Source organism: Amedibacterium intestinale (assembly GCF_010537335.1).
GTDB lineage: Bacteria > Bacillota_I > Bacilli_A > Erysipelotrichales > Erysipelotrichaceae > Amedibacterium > Amedibacterium intestinale.
Window position 1 is genome coordinate 2439549 of record NZ_AP019711.1, and the last position, 24329, is coordinate 2463877.

The 24329-nt window shown below is 31.7% G+C and carries 17 protein-coding genes; all 17 read left to right on the plus strand.

Annotated features, from left to right (window positions below; translation table 11 throughout):
* The 17 genes from A9CBEGH2_RS12135 to A9CBEGH2_RS12215 all read left to right on the plus strand — a co-directional run bounded on the left by A9CBEGH2_RS12135 (position 1) and on the right by A9CBEGH2_RS12215 (position 24239).
* A complete protein-coding gene (locus A9CBEGH2_RS12135) occupies positions 1–1047 on the plus strand; it encodes a virulence RhuM family protein (protein WP_318264398.1) in 1047 nt (348 codons plus the stop codon).
* Between the two features lie 281 nt (positions 1048–1328).
* Complete coding sequence (locus tag A9CBEGH2_RS12140; RefSeq protein WP_115715681.1) at positions 1329–1547, plus strand: hypothetical protein; 219 nt, start codon at positions 1329–1331, stop codon at positions 1545–1547.
* A 412-nt stretch (positions 1548–1959) separates the two neighbouring features.
* Positions 1960–2316: a 23S rRNA methyltransferase gene (locus tag A9CBEGH2_RS12555; RefSeq protein ID WP_232057287.1), complete on the plus strand. Its 357-nt coding sequence runs from the start codon at positions 1960–1962 to the stop codon at positions 2314–2316.
* 284 nt (positions 2317–2600) lie between these two features.
* A complete protein-coding gene (locus A9CBEGH2_RS12390; protein WP_197739434.1) occupies positions 2601–4121 on the plus strand; it encodes a DEAD/DEAH box-containing ATP-dependent helicase in 1521 nt (506 codons plus the stop codon).
* A gap of 49 nt (positions 4122–4170) precedes the next feature.
* Complete coding sequence (locus tag A9CBEGH2_RS12155; RefSeq protein WP_115716105.1) at positions 4171–5511, plus strand: RNA-binding domain-containing protein; 1341 nt, start codon at positions 4171–4173, stop codon at positions 5509–5511.
* A 317-nt stretch (positions 5512–5828) separates the two neighbouring features.
* Positions 5829–6719 (plus strand): ABC transporter ATP-binding protein, encoded by an 891-nt coding sequence (locus A9CBEGH2_RS12160; protein WP_115715678.1) that lies wholly within the window; start codon positions 5829–5831, stop codon positions 6717–6719.
* A 1-nt stretch (position 6720) separates the two neighbouring features.
* On the plus strand, positions 6721–7920 hold the full coding sequence (locus tag A9CBEGH2_RS12165) for a DUF2705 family protein (RefSeq protein WP_157964961.1): 1200 nt from the start codon (positions 6721–6723) through the stop codon (positions 7918–7920).
* Between the two features lie 6 nt (positions 7921–7926).
* Positions 7927–9348: an ABC transporter permease gene (locus A9CBEGH2_RS12170; RefSeq protein WP_115715676.1), complete on the plus strand. Its 1422-nt coding sequence runs from the start codon at positions 7927–7929 to the stop codon at positions 9346–9348.
* A gap of 256 nt (positions 9349–9604) precedes the next feature.
* Positions 9605–11116: an IMP dehydrogenase gene (locus tag A9CBEGH2_RS12175; RefSeq protein ID WP_115715675.1), complete on the plus strand. Its 1512-nt coding sequence runs from the start codon at positions 9605–9607 to the stop codon at positions 11114–11116.
* Between the two features lie 198 nt (positions 11117–11314).
* Entirely contained in the window at positions 11315–16489 is a 5175-nt protein-coding gene (locus tag A9CBEGH2_RS12180; RefSeq protein WP_163052417.1) for a beta-N-acetylglucosaminidase domain-containing protein, read from the plus strand.
* Between the two features lie 310 nt (positions 16490–16799).
* Complete coding sequence (locus A9CBEGH2_RS12185) at positions 16800–17204, plus strand: PH domain-containing protein (protein ID WP_158572220.1); 405 nt, start codon at positions 16800–16802, stop codon at positions 17202–17204.
* Between the two features lie 325 nt (positions 17205–17529).
* A complete protein-coding gene (locus tag A9CBEGH2_RS12190) occupies positions 17530–18474 on the plus strand; it encodes a substrate-binding domain-containing protein (protein WP_158572221.1) in 945 nt (314 codons plus the stop codon).
* Positions 18464–19915 (plus strand): sensor histidine kinase, encoded by a 1452-nt coding sequence (locus tag A9CBEGH2_RS12195; protein ID WP_163104899.1) that lies wholly within the window; start codon positions 18464–18466, stop codon positions 19913–19915. The genes A9CBEGH2_RS12190 and A9CBEGH2_RS12195 overlap by 11 nt, the downstream gene beginning before the upstream one ends.
* A gap of 14 nt (positions 19916–19929) precedes the next feature.
* Positions 19930–21450, plus strand: a complete 1521-nt coding sequence (locus tag A9CBEGH2_RS12200; RefSeq protein ID WP_118276958.1) for a response regulator transcription factor — start codon at positions 19930–19932, stop codon at positions 21448–21450.
* Between the two features lie 190 nt (positions 21451–21640).
* Complete coding sequence (locus A9CBEGH2_RS12205) at positions 21641–22819, plus strand: phosphoglycerate kinase (protein WP_115715674.1); 1179 nt, start codon at positions 21641–21643, stop codon at positions 22817–22819.
* Positions 22820–22845: 26 nt separating this feature from the next.
* Positions 22846–23589, plus strand: coding sequence for a triose-phosphate isomerase (gene tpiA / locus A9CBEGH2_RS12210; protein WP_115715673.1), 744 nt, complete (start codon positions 22846–22848; stop codon positions 23587–23589).
* Between the two features lie 212 nt (positions 23590–23801).
* Entirely contained in the window at positions 23802–24239 is a 438-nt protein-coding gene (locus tag A9CBEGH2_RS12215) for a hypothetical protein (protein ID WP_118276957.1), read from the plus strand.
* The last annotated feature ends 90 nt before the right edge of the window (positions 24240–24329 follow it).

The following is a 24329-nucleotide window of genomic DNA, read 5'->3' on the forward strand; positions in this document are numbered from 1 at the left end:
TTGGGAAAAAAGGAAAGCCAAGTAAAAATACGTTCTAGTGCAGCTGAATATTTGACTTATGTTGCATCTGTCGGGAATCAGAAAGACAGTCTTGAAATGCGTTATGAAGATGAAAATATCTGGTTGACACAAAAGATGATGTCCACATTGTACGACGTTGGTTTACCGACGATTAATGAACATATTAAAAAAATTTTTGCAGACAGCGAATTAGAAGAGGCTGGAACTATTCGGAATTTCCGAATAGTTCAAACGGAAGGTTCTCGTCAAGTGACTCGTGATACAAAGCATTATAATCTTCAAATGATTATTGCTGTTGGGTTCAAAGTAAACAATGAGCGAGCTGTACAGTTCCGCAAATGGGCCAATGGTATTGTGAAGGACTACACCATCAAGGGATGGGTCATGGATGATGAACGCCTGAAAAACGGTGGCTCGGTGCTCACAACAGAATATTTTGACCGTTTGCTTGAGCAGATACGTGAAATTCGTTTGTCCGAACGTAGGTTTTATCAGAAAATAACAGATATATATGCTACAGCACTTGATTATGATCGTACAGCAAAAACAACAAAAGATTTTTTTGCTAAAGTGCAAAATAAGATGCACTATGCAGTTCATGGACATACAGCAGCGGAGCTGATTTATGAACGTGCGGATGCAGACAAGCCACATATGGGCTTAACGACATGGGCATCTGCACCGGAAGGTAAAATTGTAAAAAGTGATGTCAGTATTGAAAAAAATTATTTGAGTGAAAAGGAAATGCGTTCTTTAGAGCGTATTGTATCTGCATATCTTGATTTAGCCGAAGACCGTGCGGAAAGACACATTCCTATGACAATGGAAGATTGGTCCAAACGATTAGATTTATTTTTGATGGCTGATGATAGAGAAGTTCTTCAAAACGCAGGAAAAATCACGACAGAAATTGCAAAGGAAAAAGCGGAATCAGAATTTGAAAAATATCGAATTGTGCAGGATAGATTGTTTATGTCTGATTTTGATAAATATCTGTTAGAATTAGAGAAAAAGCCAAAGAAATAAATACTTTGTATATCTGGATTTTTAAAAATGCAGATTTCAACAAGGGATTATCATGCAAAATCAATATCTCTTTTGCGCATTCGAGTCACATAGAAAATGTAGTATAGCTTGTAAAAAACAATTAACCTGATAAATAAAGCGTTTTAGACAATTTTCCATAGTCTGATTTTGAACTCCAGAAAAATGGGATACAACTGGTAATAATTGATTATTTTACCTGATTTTCACGAAGTCAGGCTTTTTTTGATGGAAAACAAAGAAAAAGGTGTTCGTGAAAAGGTATGTTAGAGGATGTAGAAATGAAATTAGCAGGGATGAAAAACTCTTTACAGGTATTCATTACCCGTACATACGGATCAGACCAGAACGTCTTTACACCTAGACAACTTGAAGGAGTTCTAAGAGGATATCTTGTTTATACAGAGATCATAATCAAGACATTAAGAAATTGTGATGAATTTCATAATGAAAAATACTTTTATGATATAAAAATTAGATAAATATTCTAATATGATTACAATGTTAATATAGCTGTATAGTATAATTACAAATGGGAGATATTTATCCTTGGAAAATACTAACCTGATGTATCACTGCCAGCCCTTTGCGAATGAATATAGATATAAATGTTATCATTACTATGGTAATGCTCTATATGATAGTTAAGGAGTTAAAGAAGTAGTCTAACTACTTCTAGGTGGTGATACGTAAAAAAACAGGAGCTACCAACTCCTGCTTTTCTTTGGCTGTTACCAACCCTTTGCATGTATATTATAGCACACTTTAAATGATATGATACATTTTCTGGTTATAAATTTATAAGAAGACATTAAAATATGAGAAATCTTTCGGTTGATTATAGCAATTTGGCATAAATGGTATATATTATAAGTTAAAAAAATGGTTTTCAGAGTGGGAGAATTATGGCTTTCTACTCCCAATTTTATACATTCAACACATGTTGAGACAATCGCTTTACTTTCCAAACTTAAGACAAAACAACATATCAAAATTGAATTACATGCAGAAGAAATAGAATTGACATCTTCAGAATGTAAATCCACTTACAGTAATATTAAACAATATGTTTTTGATAAATATGGATTTAAGGTATCAAGTCTATATATAGCACAAGTAAAAGAAAAGTGTGGAATTAAAGAAAGAGAAAATTATAATAAACCGAAAAATGTGGATTTAAATCAGCCAATTTGTCCAGTAGAGAAAGAAGAAGCAATAAAAGATGCGTTTAGGCATTTTCAAATGATTTAATATTTGACTACTAAAGTTAACTTTTCGAAACTAGTATTTGAAAATGTTTAAGTTTAGGATTCTATTAATAATTAAATATTGAATAGAGTAAGTCTATTTTAGTGATAGGTAAGCAATAGTATATAAATACAAGTTATCAGAAGATGAAATTGATTTTTCGAAGAAAAGATTAGGCCGATGGAATACTGTTAAAGTTCAAAAATTAGTGAAAGGATGGTTAAAATGCAATTATCTAAAATAATAAAATAAAGATTAAAAACTATAGATTACTTATTGATGCAGAATTGGATGTTGATGCAAAAACAACTCTAATCGTTGGTCGTAATAATACCGCAAAGACTTCTTGTAATAGTTGCATCAATACTGTGTTAGAAGGAAAAGCCTTTTCCTATAATGATTATCCTTTGCCAAAACGAGAGAATCTCCATAACCTGTTTTTGCAGTTTATGGAGAAAAAATTGAGCTATGAGGATCTTTATAAAGATGTTGAAACGATTTCGATAGAATTCGTAGTTGATTATTCATTGGATGCTAAATTTCGACGTGTCTTTTCTGATAGCTTTCCACTAATCTTGATTGATGAATATCAAGACTCGTATAAACCAATTGTCGACCGATTTATAAATTTCTTCATCGCTAAAGGAGTGGGACCACAATTTGGCTTTTTTGGAGATGCGTGGCAAACTATTTATCAAACTAATAATGCTTGTGGCGCGATTGAACACAGCAATCTTGAGAAAATCAAAAAAGGTTCAAACTTTAGATCTGCTCCCAGAATTGTGAAACTTTTAAATGACATCCGTCCAGATTTGCCGCAACAGTCTGCAATAGATAATTTTGAGGGTGAAGTTGTTGTTGTTACTTGTGATGATTATCCTGGGGTTCGTAGGTCGGATCGTACATTCAAAGATGATCTTCCGCCAGAAGAACTAAAATCCAGACTGTATCAATTGTCAGAGTGTATCAAGAAAAATGTGCCGAAAGAGGAAAATATCAAGATTTTGATGATAACACATAAAGTTCTTGCTACCCAGCAAGGATATGAGCGCCTATTAGCTATTATTGATGATGGACTTCGAGATAAACAAGACCCATTTTTACTATTCTTCATGAATACCGTTGAACCGATATATGAAGCGTTAAGTACATTGAATATGCAGCTTCTGTTTGATACACTAGGAATTAGACGCTATCCTATCACAAAAAAATCTGAGAAAACAAAATGGAAAGAGTTTGAATTACAGCTCAAGAAAGCTCGTGATGGGAAAGCTATTGATGTTATCAATACTATTGTAGAGTCAAAGTTAGTTCCTATTCCGTCATTGGTTGATGGATACTACCATCTATATTTCGATGCCCCTGACACTATCTACGGATTGAATGCAACAATCCGTGAAGTTTTAGATTTGGATTACAGTCAATTTAGGGCTGCAATTGAATTTTTATACCCTGAAGCAGAGTTTTCGACAGAACATGGTGTTAAAGGCGAAGAATACGATAATGTTGTCTTTGTTATTAGTAAAGGATGGAACCAATACCAATTTGAGACTTATGCACCTATGATAACGGGGAAAGTTCCAATACCAGTAGGTAAAGAGGCGTCATATGAACGAAATAGAAATTTGTTTTACGTATGTTGTTCGAGACCGAAGAAAAGACTTTTTTTATTTGTTTCAATACCGCTTAATTCTGCTTTTAGAAACTTTCTTACCGATATTGTAGGAGCAGAAAATATTTATACATTTAATGAATATATGGATAATAAATCCGTTTTATACAATGTCGGTTTGAATGTCGGTATATAATTGACTTTTGTCGGTATAATATGTATGATACAACTTGAGGTGAAGTGAAATGCCAAAATATATTGAATCAGAAACTTTAGAACTAAAAGAAAAATATACTGATATCATCTGCAAGGAAATAGTTTCATTCTTAAATGCTTCCGGTGGAACAATTGTCATCGGTGTTAAAGATGATGGAACTATAGTTGGTGTTGATAAGATTGATGAAACTTTCAAGAAAATATCCGATATCATCACAACACAAATTGAACCAAATCCACAAGACGAAGTAAGTTCGGAACTTCGTTTTGAAGATGGAAAGACATTGATCGTTGTTAATGTTTCAAAAGGAATTAAGCACATCTATTGTCAAAAGAAATATGGCTTTTCTTCTGTTGGTTGTACAATCAGAGTCGGAACAACTTGTCGAGAAATGACACTGGAACAAATTCGCATTCGATATGAAAATAAATTTGTCGATTCAGAGTATATGCTTAAGAAACGAGCAACTATGTCCGACTTGTCATTTAAAGAATTGAAAATTTATTACAGCGAAAAAGGTTATCATTTAGATGACAGTAACTTTGAAGCTAACTTGAATTTAAAAAATCAAAATGGTGAATATAATCTTTTGGCGGAATTATTGGCAGATAAAAACAACATTCCTTTGATATTTGTGAAGTTTAAAGGAAATGATAAGGCTGCAATTTCTGAAAGAAGCGATTATGGATATAGATGTATTATCACTTCTTATGAAAAGATAAAGAACAGACTTCAAGCAGAAAACATTTGTGTCTCTGATACAACGGTGAGACCAAGACAAGATACCTATTTATTTGATTATGACTGTGTGAATGAAGCAATTTTGAACGCATTAGTTCATAATGATTGGACAATTACAGAGCCACAAATTTCTATGTTTGACAATCGCTTAGAAATTTTATCTCATGGTGGTTTACCAAGCGGAATGACAAAGAAGCAATTCTTTGATGGAATCAGTAAACCAAGGAATGCTACACTCATGCGAATTTTCTTAAATATGGGTCTTACAGAACACACTGGGCATGGAATTCCAACCATCGTGAAAAAATATGGAGAAGAAGTTTTTGAGATTGAAAACAACTACATTCGTTGTACAATTCCGTTTGATGATGTCGTTTTGGACAAAATCAAAAGTGAAAATGTCGGTAATAATGTCGGCAATAATGTCGGCAATATTTCGTTGAACAAAACGGAGAAGAAGGTCATTTCTTTATTGATTGAAGATTCAGAGTATACGGCAGATGAATTAGCTTCAAAGATTGGTGTAACAAAAAGAACGATAGAACGAGCATTTATATCATTGCAAAAGAAAAAAGTCATTGAAAGAATTGGCTCAAACCGAAAAGGAAATTGGATTGTAATAAAATAATATTGTAAAATAAGCAGAATCCTTACATACATGTAATGTTGATCTTTATATGTAGGAAGTTTAGATAAAAATTCGAAAGTTACATCTATTGTTCTGTGCAAAGAAGATAAAAAATCAAATCTATATTATAGAGATGTAAGTTATTGATGATGACTTGCATTTTTTTATATGCTTCGATTGGATTGAAAAGAATTAAATTAAGAAATTCAGTTAGTAGAGATACTAATAAAGGGGAATAATCAAGATGCATAATTCCATAAGTTAAACTATAATTCTTATTAAAAATATTATAATATATAACAAAGGAGTGATGGAAAGTGGAGAAAGTTTTGGAAATAAAAGGGTTAAATAAATATTTTAAAAACCATCATGTTCTTAAAGATATTAATTTAACGATTTATGAAAAAGAAATTATTGGTTTTATAGGTCCTAATGGTGCGGGAAAAAGTACAACGATGCGCTGTATAAACAACCTTATTTTTCCTTCTTCTGGATCAATAAAAATATGTGGTTATGATTTAATGAAAGACAGAGATAAGGCGTTGCAGTGCCAGTCATCTTTAATTGAAAATCCTGGGTTGTATTTAGAGATGACAGGGTATGATAATCTAAAGATTTTTGGAGCCTTGCGAAAAGTTTCTAAACAAAGGATTAAGGAGATTGCAGAATTTACAAATCTGAAAGATGCTTTATATAGAAGGGTAGAACATTATTCTTTAGGTATGAAGCAGCGTCTAGCTTTAGGGATTGTGTTACTTAATAAACCGAAACTTATTATTTTGGATGAACCGACGAATGGATTAGATCCAAAAGGAGTGATGGAACTTAGAGAAACAATTCTAAACTTAGTAGAAAAAGAAAATGTATCCATCCTTTTTTCATCACATATCTTAGGAGAAATTGAAAAAATCGCAACAAGAATCGTATGTATACGCAATGGGGAAATAATTCCTATGCAAAATGATTTGTATAAGAATGAGCGGTATCAGCTAAGGACAAATAACAATCATAAAGCAAAACAAATCATAAGTGAAACAGGTGCTGCTGTACAAGAAAAAGAAATGAATGTACTTTCCGTATTGTTATCACAGGAACAACCATTAAAACAAGTTATAAAAAAACTAGTAGAAGCGGATGTTGAAATAGAAGATATTGAAAAAGAAGTCGTTAGCATTGAAAGTATTTATTCTTCTATATATGGTGGTTAAGATGAAAAGGTTACTATTTATAGAATATTATAAACTGTTTAGAAATAAGAAAAACTGGTTAATGATATTGGCATGTATCGTATTATTTCTGTTTATCGGTATTCAAAACATGTCTTTAGACAGGCAATATATGGAACACAGACTTGATTATTTGGAAGATGAAGCAGATAGTGCAATGTTGATGAGAGATGATCTGGAAAAGAAAATGACGGGTTTAGATAAATCTTCAAAAGAATGGGAACAGTTAAAAGAAGAATATGATTATTGGGCATGGGAAACAGAGGCATCTCGTTTACTGTCTGGATATTATCATAATGTAAATACAGTATATGGAGAAGATCAAAAGATTGCAGAGCTCAGCATTCAAAGAAATCAAAAACTTATAGATGCGATTCATAAGGAATATACGGGCATGCTTTATCAGTTTTCAACTCCGCAAAGAGAAGTTGAAGAATCTCAAAAAGAAATTTATATCATGCAGAAACTTTTGGATAATAATAAAGAAGAGTTAAAAGAAAATCCATCTTTATCATTTTTGTATTCTAGTCCTTATGAAATGAATGGTTTCAATTATCTTGCAAGAGCATTTGATGGAATACTTTATATTTTTGTCATCATGCTGCTGTATCTTTTTATATCTGATTGTTATACAAAAGAAATGGAGCAGGGTAGCTATAAATTTTATATGACGACACCTTATAAACGAACGACTATCATACTTGCAAAAATTATTACAGTGGTTAGTTTTTCATTGTTTCTTCTTGGTTTATCACTTGGCATAGGTTTTCTAGTTTTTAGTTTTTTAAATGGTATCGGAGATATTCAGTATCCTTATATCATAGGAAAAAATTTAACGACTCCATGTGGCAAATACCTAATTAAATTAGGAGCTATGGTCACCATAAGTATTATTACCCTAATCGTATCCTTTTTCTATTTTTCGCTTTATACGAAAAAACAGACAACGCTCATCGCAATAGGTTCTTGTATCTTGTTGTGTGTTTACTTTATTTATGCTTTGTTTGGACTATCAAATGTGCATATAGTGGAGCTACCGTTTATATCTCAAATTTATGTAAGTAAGCTGCTTCAACAGAAAAATAATCTTATTGGCATTGGTGCAGTAAATATTGTATTGATTGCATGTTTTATAAAACTCTCCGTGATTAGATTTTCTAAATTGGATTTGAAAGATGGGTGATGAAACTTGTGGAAGTATATTTGGTATGAAATTAAGTTTTTATTAAAAGCAAGTAAAACAAAGATTTTAATTTTGCTTGTTTTTGTAATGACGATTGCTTATTCTGTTAACAATTATCAAAAATCTCTAGAAGAGGAAATATATGGAATGAATTTGTTAAAAGAACAGTATTATATGCTTGAGATTTATGACAGCTTTCTAGATATAGATGCGAAAAGAGGCATATATTATGGTGATGAAGATGAACGTAGAGCTGCCATAAAAGAATGGAAAAGTGTTATAAAAAAAGCCCAGGCTGCTGCCAGAGAAAAAGACTGGAAAACATATAATGAATTAAGTTTGTTAAATGGCGTGTATTTGTATCGTCATACACAGCTTACAGATTATAAGTACAAAGATGAATATGCATATTATTCACAGTATAACGATGAAGTAGACAAAATTATCGAAAAAAGAAATCTAACACACATAAAAGTTCCGGATTTGGCACATGATAGTACAGATGTAAGCAATACAACAAATGCGGATTTAAGTATAGCTTCCTTTATTGATACGCAGTACTGTATAAGATTATTTGATACATTGCTGGATAAAGGATTGGCACCAATCAATCATTATCAGGTAGATAGTGTTAGTATATTCTTTCATACATTCAATGAAATCGTACCTCTTTTAGGTGTTATTCTTATATGTTTATTGGGATTTGACAGTATATCCAAAGATAAGGAAATGGGGACAATAAAAACGATTATCAGCAGTCCACATATGCGAAAGCGATATATGTTTGTGAAAACCATATCCACAAGTTGCGTATCTTTTATCATGCTGTTATTGCCAAGCGTTTTGATTTCTGTATGTTTGGGGGCTTTTGACAAGTTTAAAATGATTTTTTATCCAACCTTGACATTTAAAGAAGGACTTCATTCTTTTCAGATGGCATTTAACAATATTGGAGATATGGAAAAAATGGTAGATATGGGAAGAATGTATTCCAGTGAACATTATTCAGGACTTGTTCGTCATTCATTATATGGTGGAGACAATATGAACTGGACAGCACTGCGATCTCCAGATATGTCTTTAGACTATATGAGTTTAGGTCTGTTTTTGTTGTTTGCATTAGTACTGCTTGTTCTGTTTATTCTGTTTTTGAATTCAATGACTATGTTCATTAATATAGTGATTAAGTCAAAAACGATTGGTTTGTGTATCAGTTTGGCATTATGTCTTCTGCTTTATGCAACAACCCCAATTACGAATACGGCAGTTGGGTATCTATTCGATCCGTTTAGTTATAAAAATGCAGTAGAGGTCGTTGCTGGAACTACTTCCTATTCGTTTTTTTCAGGAATAGTCGTTTTATCTGTTTATATCCTAATCTTACAAATAATGGGAAGAATTGTAATGAAGAAAAAGGATATGAACTAATATATCACCATATATATTTTAGGTAAGACATATGTTTTTAAATTTCTGTGTGGAAATTATATACATTAATATATTTACTTTTGATTATTTAATGTAATAGATTTGATTAAATAAAAAAACAAACTCTACTATAATTCATTGAAAAGTTTTCATTTTGCTTATTGACTTCAAACTTTATTATCCTTATAATGTATTAAAATCTAAACGATTTTAAATTAGGAAAGTAGAGAACAAAAAGAAAAAAGGAGATGGATTTATGGCTTACTATTTTGAAGAACCTTCCCGTACTTTCAGTGAATATTTACTGGTACCAGGATATTCCAGTGCAGAGTGTACACCTGCCAATGTTTCATTAAAAACACCGCTTGTTAAATTTAAAAAAGGAGAAGAACCAGCTCTTTCTTTAAATATTCCGATGGTTTCTGCAATCATGCAGTCTGTATCAGGAGAAAAAATGGCTTGTGCTCTTGCCAGAGAAGGTGGAATCTCTTTTATTTATGGATCACAAACAGTAGAAGATGAAGCAGCAATGGTACGTCGTGTTAAAATGACAAAAGCTGGTTTTGTTTTCAGTGATTCCAATATTCGTCCAGATGCTACATTAGCTGATGTTTTAGCATTGAAGGAAAGAACAGGACATGCAACCATGGCAGTTACAGAAGATGGAACTGCTGAAGGAAAACTTTTAGGTATTATTACAAGCCGTGATTATCGTGAATCACGCATGGATTTACAAACAAAAGTCGCTGAATTCATGACTCCGTTTGAAAAATTAATTTATGGTAAAGAAGGATGCAGCTTATCAGAAGCAAATGATATGATTTGGGAACATAAGTTAAATCAGTTGCCTATCATTGATGATGAACAGCATTTGGTGGCATTTGTATTCCGCAAAGATTATGATTCTCATAAAGAACATCCAAATGAATTGCTGGATAATGACAAACGTTATATCGTAGGTGCTGGTATCAATACACGTGATTATGAACAGCGTGTTCCTGCATTGGTGGAAGCTGGTGCGGATGTATTATGCATTGATTCCAGTGAAGGATTTAGTGAATGGCAGGCATTGACTTTAAAATGGATTCGTGAAAAATATGGAGACAGTGTTAAAGTTGGTGCAGGAAATGTTGTAGATGCGGAAGGATTCCGTTTCTTGGCAGAAGCTGGTGCTGATTTCATTAAAATTGGAATTGGTGGAGGAAGTATTTGTATCACACGTGAACAAAAAGGAATTGGACGTGGACAGGCGACTGCGACAATTGAAGTAGCAAAAGCACGTGATGAATACTTTAAAGAAACAGGTATTTATATTCCTATCTGCAGTGATGGCGGTATCGTACATGACTATCATATTACCCTTGCCTTGGCAATGGGGGCTGACTTTGTAATGCTTGGGCGTTATTTCTCTCGTTTTGAAGAATCTCCAACAAAAAAAGTTACTATCAATGGTACATATATGAAAGAGTATTGGGGAGAAGGAAGTGCACGTGCAAGAAACTGGCAGCGTTATGATATGGGAGGAAGTAATAAACTTTCCTTTGTAGAAGGTGTTGATTCTTATGTTCCTTATGCTGGTGCGTTAAAAGATAATGTGGATTTAACACTGAGCAAAGTAAAACATACAATGTGTAACTGTGGCGCTTTGACAATTCCAGAACTTCAGCAGAAAGCAAAAATTACTTTAGTTTCTGCGACAAGTATTGTAGAAGGTGGAGCACACGATGTTGTGGTAAAAGATAATACAATTGATGCGAAAGTAAAATAAGAAAATTATAAAATATATAACCATTATTTCATATAAAGTGAAGTAATGGTTTTTTTTATATTTAATTTTGGAATATATACTGCAAGATTTTTATAACAAGTGCAATATTTTTACAGTTTTCTTTATATATAATAAGAGTACGTTGTGTCACATTTATGAAAGTTAAATGTGATAATCATAGAAAGGATGAAAGAGAATATGATAAAAAAGACAATGAAAATGTTTTTAGCTTGTATGTTAGTATGTACAGGTATTCTTGGAAATGTACAAATTACACAAGCGGCAGAAGAATTGACTAAGTATGAAATCTATCCAAAACCACAAGATGTTTCATATGAAAATCAAGAAATTACATTATCTAATACGTTAAATGTCGTTTATGATAGTGCAATTGATGCAGAAACTAAAGCGAGAATGCAAGAAGTTGCAAATGTTTTAGATTTGAAGTTACAAGAAAATAACAAAGCTCAAGAAGGCTTGACAAATATATTTGTAGGGGTAAAAGGAACAAAAGATATAGCAAGCAGTTATATTGAAGCTAACTATCCGCAAAATGAAGACTTGTATCAAAAAATTGATGCATATTATTTAAATGTAAATAAAAACAATGAAATTGTTGTACTTGGGAAAGATAGTGATGCAGCATTTTATGGAATAACTACGTTATATCATGTATTTCAACAAGTAAAAAATAATCAGGTACGAACTTTTACAGTAAAAGATTATGCTAATGTTGCAAGTCGTGGATTCATTGAGGGTTATTATGGTAATCCATGGTCTACACAAGATCGTATAAATTTGATGACTTGGAGTGGTTATTATAAATTGAATTCTTATTTTTATGCTCCAAAAGATGATCCAAAACACAATGCAAAATGGAGAGAACTATATTCTCAAGAAGAAATTGATACAAAAATTAAACCATTGGCAGAAGCAGGAAATAAATCAAAAACACGTTTTGTATATGCATTGCATCCATATATGAATAATCCAATTCGTTATGATTCTGATGAACATTATAGTGAAGATTTAAAAATTATGCAGAATAAATTTGAACAAGTAATTAAAGCTGGAGTACGTCAAATTGCTATTCTTGCAGATGATGCAAAAAATGTTGGTGGAGAAAACTATATTAAAACATTGGAAGACATGACTGCGTGGCTAAAAAAAATGCAAGAGACTTATCCAGATTTAAAATTAACACTTCCATTTTGTACACAGGAATATATGTATAATGGAGAAGAGTATTATAAACGTTTTCCAGAAAATGTACAGATTGTAATGACTGGTGGAAAAATATGGGGAGAGGTATCACAAAGTTTTACGGATACTTTTACAAGTAAAGCAGGACGTGGACCATACATGTGGATTAACTGGCCTTGTACAGATAATTCTAAGAAACATTTGATTATGGGTGGTTATTCTAACTTCTTACATCCAAAAGTAAATCCAGAAAATATTCAAGGTATTGTATTGAATCCTATGCAGCAGTCAGAACCAAGTAAAGTAGCAATTTTTGGAAATGCTGCATATAGCTGGAATATGTGGGACAGTAAGGAAGAAGCTGATCAAATTTGGAACGATGCATTTAAATATGTTGATCATAATGGACCATATGAAACAGATGCATCTAACGCATTGCGTGAATTATCAAAACATATGATAAATCAGGCAATGGATGGTCGTGTTGTCGCATTAGATGAATCTATTGAACTTCGTGAGCGTTTAACTGAAGTAAAAGATTTATTAAGTGTGGATGCGAGTATTGATGTTGCAAAAATCGATGATTTAATTCGTGAATTTGAAGTATTGCAAAATGCTGCAAAAGTTTATCGTCAGCAAGCAGGAGATAAAAATATTAGAGATCAAATTGTTTATTGGTTAAACTGTTGGGATGATACAACAGAAGCTGCATTAGCATATTTGACTGCTATAAAAGAATTAAATACAGGTAATGACAGTTCTGTTATTTTAGAAAATTTCTCAAAAGGTCAGGCAGCATTTACAAAATCAAAAACATATGGTTTCAATTATGTTGATCATTTAGAATATGCTGAGGTAGGTGTACAGCACATTGTACCATTTATTAAAGAAATGGAATCTTACTTATCTATTAAAGTTAGCACAATGGTTGATCCAACAAAGCAAATTATTACACCTATTACAAACCGTACGGATACACCATCTTCTCCTATGCAAAATATGTTAGATGACAGTGATACGACATATACACAATGGAAAACACCAAACTCTGCAAAAGCAGGAGATTATATCGGAGTTACTTATACACAGCCTATTACTATGAATGAAGTGAAATTCTTGATGTCAGATAGTGCTACTAACAATAAAAATACATTTGCAAAAGCAAAACTTCAGTATACAGAAGATGGTAAAGAATGGAAAGATATTGAAGGGACTGAAAAAGGCAATAAGGCATTAGAATTCTCTGTAAGTGATTTGGATTTGCAGATGAAAGGTATTCGTATTATCTGTACACAGGATACACCGGATATCTGGTTATCTATTCGTGGTATTTATATCAATGGGAAAGCTATTCAGCAAGTAGAAGGATATAACCTAAAATTAATCCGAACAAATGAATATAAAATTTATAATGGAAATGGTGAAGATCGATTGCTAGATGATAAAGATGATACTTTTGTGTGGTATCAGACAAGAACTGGTGATATGTCTTTGGCAGATGATTATGTAGGATTTGATTTACGTAAAGTGTATCCAATCGATAATGTACGTTTCATTATGGGATACGAGGGGGATTTCTGGAGTAATTATGCTTTAGAATATTCTGTAGATGGAAAGACTTATACAGAATTTAAATCATACGAACAATCAGAAAATAAAAAAATTGTTGAAGAGAACTTTGATGGAATAGAAGCTCGCTATGTAAGACTTAGAAATAAAGAAGATAAACACACTTGGTTGAAAATGGCAGATTTTAAAGTAAGTATTATCGAAGAAGGTGATAAAGTATTTACAAATAGTGACGAATTGCAAAACTTAACAATGGAGTTGAACGATGATCGTGCTGCTATTGAAAACTGTGAAAATATTACATTGCAGACAGGCGAATTTATCGGAGTAATGTTACCTAGAATTCGTGATATTCAAAAAATAACTGCTAATTTGGTAAATGCAGATGATATTGCTCTTGAAATTTCTGATAATAATGTTGAATGGAATGCTTATTCAGCAAATAAGAAAAACAACGATAAGGTAACAGCACGTTACATTCGTTTGATAAATCACAGTAATCATGCAGTTACATTTAGTATTAATAAATTAGAAGTTCTATCTAATGAGATTTATGCTCCATACTTAAAAGAATCAACATTTGGTATTCAGCCAGGATGGGGAGAATCAGAAGATAGTCGTAATAATGGTGCAGCATTTGACGGTAACGTTGATACAACAACAGAATTTGGAACATTGCCAAACAAAGGTGAATATGCAATCTATGATTTGGGACAGAAAAGAAATATTTCAAAATTAGAAATATTATGTCAAGACAGTGCAGTAAATTATTTACGAGATGGAGAAATTTCAATTTCCAATGATTTGGAGAATTGGACAAAAGTGATTACAATCGGAGATGGAGTTGAAAATAAAAATGATGCTGCTGTAAAATGTATAGACTCTGATGCAGGATATAAAGCAAATTCAACCTATCCAAACAAAGTTTCAATAGCAGGAACATTAAAACAGCCTCAAACAGCACGTTATTTAAAAATAGAAGCAACTGCATCTAATGAAAATCGTGCAATTGTGTTTAATGAAATTTTTATCAATGATGGTGAATATGTTCCAACAGAAAACAATCCAAGCTTTACTTCTAATACTATAGAAGCACAGGGGTTTGGACCGAACAATATGTTTGATGGAAACTTAACAACTTCTTACAAACCAGCAGATGGAAAAGCAGGATATATAAGCTACAAGCTTTCTGAAAATCTTGGAGTAAAAAAACTTAATATCGTGCAAAGTGGAACACCAAGTCATGCGAAAGTAATGGGATTGGTTGGTAATGCAGAAGAAAAAGAATGGGTACAGCTAGGCATGTTAGATACTGCATTTACTGAAATTTACTTGCCATTCTGGGATAACTTATTTGAAGTGAAATTTGAATGGGAAGAAAATCATGCTCCACAAATTTCAGAAATCATTTTATTGACAGACAAGAAATATGGAACAGATCATACTGCACTTGATGAATTTATTAAATCTTTAGACGTAAAAGAAGAAGATTATACAATTGCATCTTATAGAGTATTTAAAGAAGCATTGGATAATGCTCAGGCTATTAATGCAGATAACAATAGTACACAAACAGAATTAGATACAGCATTAGAAGAATTGGAAACAGCATTTTATAAGTTAGTAAAAGCAGGCAATCTTACTTTAATTAAAGAAGAGTTGGATAGTATTGCAAATCTACATAAAGAAGACTATACAGAAGATTCTTATGCTGCTTTAATAGAGGTTGTGAAAGAAGCTGAACAATTATTAAAGAAAGCGGATGTTACAGAAGCAGAAGTTACTGAAATGGTAGAAAAACTGCAGGCTTCAAAAGCTTCTTTAGTAAAAAAAGTACAGGTATCAAAAGATTTATTAAATCAATATATTGAAGATAATAAATTGGATGAATTAGATTTAAGCTTATACATGAGTGATACAGCTGAAATTTTTAATAAAGCATTGAAAGCTGCACATGGTATTTTAAATGTTGAAAATGCAACATTGGAGCAAGTAGAAAATGCATATACACAATTACAGAATGCAAGAGCAGGCTTAGTTCTAAAAGCAACAAAAGAACAAGTACAGTCATTAATGGATTGGATAGCATCTTATAAGGAGACTGCATATACACAGACAAGCTGGAAAAAGTTTGCAAATGTATGTGCTGAAGTAATGAAAGAATTAGAAGGTGAAGTAAGCCAGACACGTCTTGCAGAATTAAGAAGTGATGTTGAAACTGCAGCGAAAAGTTTAGTTAAGGCAGCAGATAAAACAATTGTTGAAGGTTTATTGGATTATGTATATGGTTTAGATAAAAACAAATGTACATTGGAATCATACAATAAATTGATTGAAACTGCCGATAAAATTGCGGAACAATTGAAGAATGGTGATTTAACACAAGAAGAAGTAGATATGTTAAAAGCACATTTGGAAAAAGCAATTGCCGAGTTGGAAGCAGCAAAACCAGATGAAGATAAGAATAATGCTGAAGACGAAACAGGTAATAAAGATTCTGTGAGTACGGGTGTACAAAATACTGTAATGCCATTCGCATTCTTATCTATGTTATCATTTGCAAGTTTTGTAGTATTAAGTAAAAAACGTAAAGAAAACTAACATATTAAAAAAGGAGAAATTCATTTATCATAAATGCTTTTCTTCTTTTTTTTATGTAAAAATGATTTGATAAAAAATTGTTAAAAATAATAAATATTCTTAATTATAAACAACGGGTGCTAATACCCGCGAAAGATTAGAATAATGCGATAAGTAGGTAATATTCAAAATATAAATTTGAATAAAAAATGACCTGTAGTTAAATTGTGAGCAATGTTTTTAACGTAAATATATGTTATTAAAATTTAAAAAATAGTATAATCAAAATATATAAATAATAGTTAAATCATAATTTATGGAGGGAATCATCATGAAACAATTTAAAGGTAAAAATGCGATATGGTTTGTAATGTCATTTTTGATTTATAATTTATTACCGCTTCTTTTAATTGGTAAAGAACTAAACATAAGCAACAAGTTTGTAATAATCACATTACTAATACTTTATTATTGTGGGAATTTAATTGTTCTTCCATTTATGCTAAGAAATAGGGTTGAATTATTTGATGATTACTTCATGTTTTATTATGGATTCGGTAAACAAAAAATTTATATTAAGGATATTAAAGAAATAAAGAAAAGTCATAATCCAATCGCTTCATCAGCAAATTCATTCGATAGAATTTATATAGCAACAAATCAGACTGAATTATATATATCTTTGCGAAAAAATGACGAATTTATTCAAATGATTAAAGATAAGATATCGCAGTGAATCAAACTTTTTAGAGCAGTCTTAAAATTGATTTTTAAATAGCAAAAAGACAGCCAATAATAAGACTTTCTTTTGCTTTGTTCAAAATAGTATCATAATAATCTTTAATTTTTTCAATCATTCCAGTACCTGTTTTTGTTAGCTTATTGTTTTCTAACAAATCATATTTATAGAATATTGTATGTATATAAGCAAAGGGTTGATATAAAGTATTTTGTATATCTAGCACCCGATTTTTATAATTAAGAATAATAAATAGTTTTAATCGTAAGAAATATAATTCAATGTTATAATATTATACATGTTTAAGGATTGTGAGGGAGTTATGAAGAAGGTTTTGTTTATAGTAATATGTACTTTATTTATGCTTTTTGGATGCTCAAAAACAAACACAAAATCACAATTACAAGAATTCACATATATATTATTTGTAGCACCATTAGAAAATCACCCTATTTGGCAAAAAAGTGCAAAAGGTTTATTTGATGCGTGTAATGAGGAAGGATACTATTGTGATTGGATTGGTCCTGCAACAATTGATACAGCAGCAATGAACGATACCATGGAACGAGGTATAATTGCAAAAGCTGATGCTATTATTACACAGGGTGTTATAGATGAACAATTAGTTAAACAAGCAAAAGAGAATAACATACCTGTTGTTTTGGTAGATAACGATATGCCTGCAAGTGCTAGAACTGCATTTTTTGGTAAAAACTTTACACAGCAAGCGGAGTTATTATTAGCGGATATTGAAAAAAGAATGGGCGAAGATGAGCCAATTATTATGGCAATTCAAGTCGCAGAAGAAAGTTTTCCGATTGCTGCACAACAAATTGAAGAAATTGAAAAAGTATTTTTAAAACATCGTGGTGGTTTTGAAATTGTAGATGTAACATCTTCTAAATCAGATAAAGTTAGAGCAAGAAAAGAATGGGTTTCTACTTTTGAAAAATACGAAAATGTCAATGTATCTATAAGTTTAGCAAGTGAGTCGGTAGAATCTTGTTACGAAAGTGCTAAAGAACTGCATAAATCAGATAATATGTTGATTTATGGAGTTGATGATTTGCAGCCTACTATACAATTGTTAAAGAAGGGCAGAATCACAGGGAGTATTATTACACCTTTTTATGATTATGGTTATAAAACAGTAAAATATTTAAAATCTTATTGGGAAAATGAAGACAATTCAAAGAAAGAACGATTCGATGTAGATATACAAATGCTTACAAAAGAAGAAGCAAAGGATTATCCATATGAAAAGTAGTGTAAAAAAAACATTAAAAGAACAATTAGCACATTTTCATAGTATCGTTTTTGTTGTGACATTAGTTGGTTTTACATTTTATATTGGATTGAATTTTTCTTCAATGAATAAATATAGTGATGCATTTCATCAATATGATCAAATTCAGCAGTTCTATACTTCACTGGAGCAGGCAAATGAGCATTTTATTGATTATTTATATCGAAGTTCAAAAGATGCGTATTATGCCTATGAAAAAGAAATTGCAAGAGCAAAGGAAAGTTTATTGACATTGCAGAATGCGAATTTGATGGAAGAAGGTTGGCGTATTCATCTTTTAGAAAATATGTTAGATACATATGTAACACAAGCAGAAGAAACCTATTCTATATATCAAGAAAATAATATTGAATATGAGAATGCTTATAATAATTTATTAAACATTTATGATGTAATTAAATCTACCAGCGCAGACAGCTATTCTTTATTGACGAATAATATGGAATTACAAAATGAGAAGTTACGTAAATCAAAACAGTATAGTATTTATACATTGTTTCTTTTTACCATCATCTTTTTATCTTTTTTATTTTATTATATTCGTTTAACAAGAAGAGAAATTGAACAACCTTTAAATGAAATTGAAGAAAATATTAACAAAATAAAAGAAGGGACTTATGATTTAACAAAAATTTCTAATACGAATAAAGAAATGTATGCAATATGCAATGCGTTAGAAGAAATTGCGAATATGGTACAAAAAGAAATCGCAATGACAAAAGAAAATGCGGTATTAGAGAAAAAGTTGTTATTGATGGAGAATGATAATTTAAGAAAAGAGGAACAGTTATTATTAAGTGAAATGAAGATGCTGCAAAATCAAATTAATCCGCATTTTCTATTTAATACATTAAACATGATTTATAAATTATCACTCATGGAAAATGCTCTTGTAAGTAGTGAAATGATTCAAAAGACAAGCTCTTTGCTTCGTTACAGTTTAGATAAGCAAGATAAATTGAGTGATATTCACAGTGAAATTGAAGCAGTAAAGAATTATGTTGCTATTCAGAAAAAACGGTTGGGAGAGCGTATTGAGTTTTATATTAAAGTACAAAAAGATGTACCCAATATCGTTATTCCTGGAATGATATTGCAGCCGTTGATAGAAAATTCTTTAAAACATGGATTGAAAAATTGTCTTTCTGATGGGGAAATTGTTGTTTCTGTTACGTATGATGCAAATTATGTATATTTATGTGTTAGTGATAATGGAGAAGGTGTAAGTGAGGAGGTATGTGAGCAGATGATGCTGTCACAATTTTACGATGATACTAAACAGCATTTAGGTTTATATAATGTAACAAGAAGATTAAAAATTTTATTAAAAGATCAAGTATATACTACGGTTGATAGTTCACTTGGTTGTGGTTTTTCAGTTAATATAAAAATAAATCGATAAGAGCAGGTGAACATATGGAAAAACAATGTACAGTTTTGATTGTTGAAGACGAAGAAATTGAACGACAGTCCCTGATATCCATTTTACAAGGATATTTTAAAGATACAATTAAAGTATATGCTGCGGCACATGCACTTGAAGCATTGGAGTTATATAAACGATTTCATCATGATATTGTATTAAGTGATATTGAGATGCCGGGTATGAATGGTTTACAGTTAATTGAAGAATTAAAGAAAGAAAATTTGTTAACGATATTTTATATTGTAACATCTTATGATGATTTTTCTTACGCACAAAAAGCTATACAGCTAGGTATAGAAGATTTTATTTTAAAACCAGTTACACCGACACAAATCATTAAAACAATTGCCAAAGCTATTGGACTTGTGAAAACTCAACAAAATCAGAAAGATGCAATATCTACTTTGTTTCAGCGGTATGGAAATATACGTCCCATCTTGGAAAAAGGATGTATTTATGCTATTTTAACACGTCGAGGAGAAATGGAAATTCAAAAATATATTAAAGATCTAAATCTACGTGTCAATAGTGGATTATGTTTTATTGTTTCTCCAAAAAATGTAAAGCTAGAAGAAATACAGCAAATACATGAGGCAATTTATGATTTAGGTTATTGCTGTATTCATGATTATGTTAATTCAAATTATATTTTCTTTGTTTTTTACAGTGAGGTATTCGGTATACAGGATATACAGGCAATTGAACAGGTTATTACACAAGCATTATCACCAATGGCTTTTGTAGGTATTGGTAGTTGTGTAGAGTCTTGCGTTAAATTTTATGATTCTTATGTACATGCTTTGCGGGATTGCCAACCATTAAATATGCGTATAAAAATAAATTATAACAACATGAGTAAGAGTAAAACAGAAATGGATGAGAAGAGGGAACAATTTGTTCATATTTGCACTGAGGCCTTTCGTAATTATAAAGATGATATTATTTACATAGAAATTCGTAATTATGCGCAATATTTAATGCTTTATCCTTTAGCGGTAATTGAAGAACAAGTTAATTTGATGTTACAGGCAGTTGTAAAAGAATTACAGAAAGATTTTAAAGAGAATATTGAAATTGGGCAAATACCAAAGCTTTCTATTGAAAATGAATTATATACACATACTTTGCCATTGCAATTGGTACAAATTTTTAATAGTTTATTTTATCCATTGCGAAGTAGTAAAAAACAAGAGAGCAGTAGTTTAGTGCGTCAAATTGTTGATTATATTGAACAGCATTATGAAAAACCAATTAGTTTAGAAGAGGTTGCAAAAGTATTTTCTGTATCACCGTTCTATGTAAGTAAAATAATAAAAAATAATCTAGGGAAAAGTTTTACGGACATAGTGAATGAATGTCGGATTGAAAAAGCAAAGAATTTGTTGAAAGCACATGTTCGTATCAAAGAAGTTGTTTTTTGCTGCGGATTTCAAAGCCAAAGTTATTTTTCTAAAATGTTTAAAAAATTGGTGGGTGTTTCACCAAAAGAGTATCAAGATATGTTTTTATAAGAGACTTTAATAGGGAGTATTCTTTTTGAATTGTCTAAATTTGAAAATAAATTGGAAACGATAATAACTGTGCTTAATTATCGTGTAATGACTTTCTATATTTGTGATATTTTTAGCAAAATGAGAAAATCCGTTTACGAATGTTTGTTTGAGTGGTATAATATTGCCGATACATAAGGAGGATTTTGCAATGGCAAAAAGAACTGTAAAAGATTTGGACGTTGCAGGAAAACGCGTTATCGTTCGCTGTGATTTCAACGTTCCTAGAAAAGATGGAAAAATTACAAATGACAACCGTATTATTCAGGCTTTACCTACAATCAAATATTTGGTAGAAAACAAAGCTAGAGTAATCTTGATGTCTCACCTTGGAAAAGTTAAAACAGAAGAAGATAAAGCTAAAAACGATTTGCGTTGTGTAGCTGATCGTTTAAGTGAACTTGTAGATACAAAAGTTACTTTTGTACCAGTTACAAGAGGGGCTGAATTAGAAGAAGCTGTAGCTGCATTACATGATGGAGAAATCGTTGTTATGCAGAACACTCGTTATGAAAAAGGAGAAAGCAAAAATGATCCTGAATTAGCTAAATACTGGGCTAGCTTAGGGGATTTATTCGTAGAAGATGCATTCGGTAGTGTTCACCGTGCACACGCATCTACTGCTGGTATTCCTTCTATTCTTCCTAATGCATTAGGATTCCTGGTAGAAAAAGAAGTGAAAATGCTAGGTGCAGCTGTTGATACACCAGAACGTCCATTCGTTGCGATCATCGGTGGAGCAAAAGTTTCTGATAAAATTGCAGTTGTTGATAACTTGTTGAACAAAGCTGACAAAGTATTGATTGGTGGAGGAATGGCTTATACATTCTTGAAAGCACAGGGATACAATGTTGGTAAATCTTTAGTTGAAGAAGATAAAATTGAATTGGCTAAAGAATACTTGGAAAAAGCAAATGGAAAATTAATTCTTCCAGTAGATCATGTATGTGCAGATGCATTTGCAGAAGATGCAAATACAGTTGTTGCAGATAATGAAAATATTCCTGCTGATTACATGGGACTTGATATTGGGCCTAAATCTGTAGCTCTATACAAAGAAGCTTTAGCAGGTGCTAAAACAGTTGTATGGAATGGACCAATGGGTGTATTCGAAATGAAACCATTCGCAAAAGGTACATTAGAAGTATGTACAGCAATTTCTGAACTTCCAGGAGCTACTACAGTAATCGGTGGTGGAGACTCTGCTGCTGCTGCTATTCAGTTGGGATTTGCAGAAAAATTCTCTCACATCTCAACAGGTGGAGGAGCTTCTTTGGAATACATGGAAGGAAAAGAACTTCCTGGTATTGCAGTAATTTCTGAAAAATAAGAATAAGAGTATAGGAGATAAGAAACATGAGAAAACCAATTATTGTTGGAAACTGGAAAATGAATAAAACAATTGCGGAAGCAGTTGAATTCATTAAAGCAGTTGATCCTGTTTGCCATGATGGTGCTACATATGGTGTAGGTACAAGCTTTTTGGCATTGAATGAAGCAAATAAACTTGCGAAAAACTTAATCGTTGCAGCTGAAAACTGCCACTTTGAAGACTCTGGTGCTTTCACAGGGGAAGTTAGTGTTCCTATGTTGGAAGAAATCGGTGTGAAATACTGTATCATTGGACATTCTGAACGTCGTGAAATGTTTGGAGATACAGATGAAACGGTAAACAAAAAAGCAAAACGCCTGATCAAAGCTGGTATTACTCCAATCGTTTGTATTGGAGAAACAGAAGCTCAGTATGATGCTGGAGAATCTGAAAAAGTTATTCGTGATCAGTTAAGCGGAAGTCTTGCAGACCTTTGCGCTGACTGTGTAAAAAACATCGTTATTGCTTATGAACCAATCTGGGCTATCGGAACAGGAAAAAGCGCTTCTGTAGAAATTGCACAGAACTGCTGCCACATCGTTCGTGACCAGGTTGAAAAAATGTATGGTAAAGAAGCTGCTGATGCAGTACGTGTACAGTATGGTGGATCTGTTAAACCAGAAAACATCGTTGAATATATGGCTCAGCCAGATATCGATGGTGCATTAATTGGTGGAGCAAGCTTGAAAGTAGAAAGCTTTACAGATATCATCAACAAAACAAAATAAGACTTTTGGGAGTGTGAAAACACTCCTTTTTTTGTTTTCGTTCCATAAAAATCCATTCACACCCTTTAAAAACTATTAAGAGTAAAACTCTTGAGGAGATAATCAATTTAAGAATTCTTTAGAAATATATACATTAAAAATTCAAAGTTTTCTGTTACAGTTGATTAGCTCAATAAAAGTAATACACAGAATAAATTGGAGGTAATAATCAAATGAAACGAAAAATTCTAATCACGATGACAATTGCGTTAGCATTAGTTTTAGGTGGTGGTTTTTATCTTTCAAAAAAAATGACTACACCTCAAAATCAGATAAAAGAAACATTTAACATTCAGTTAGAGGATACAAAATTGCTTTATGATATAGATACAAAAGAAGGGTTTCATAATGATGGAGTAAGTTATGAAATTTATCAAGTAAAAAATACAAATGCAGAGTTTCTAAAAGAGATAACGAAAACAAAAGATGAAGCAATGGAGAAGAATGTGAATGAATTGCTTAAACATATGGGTATTTCAAAAGAAAATTCTATTGATTGGGACAAGGAATATACATGGCAACAAGTAGAGTTAAACAAAGGGTTTGATATATTATATCTCATACTTTTTAAAGATAGTAATACAGTTTATGCTATTACAAATAATAAATAATATTTTATGCAAAACATAATTATCTCAAAATAAAAGATAAGAAATAGGTGAAACCGTATTTTTTGCTAGTATTAACTTAGAAGGAATCAG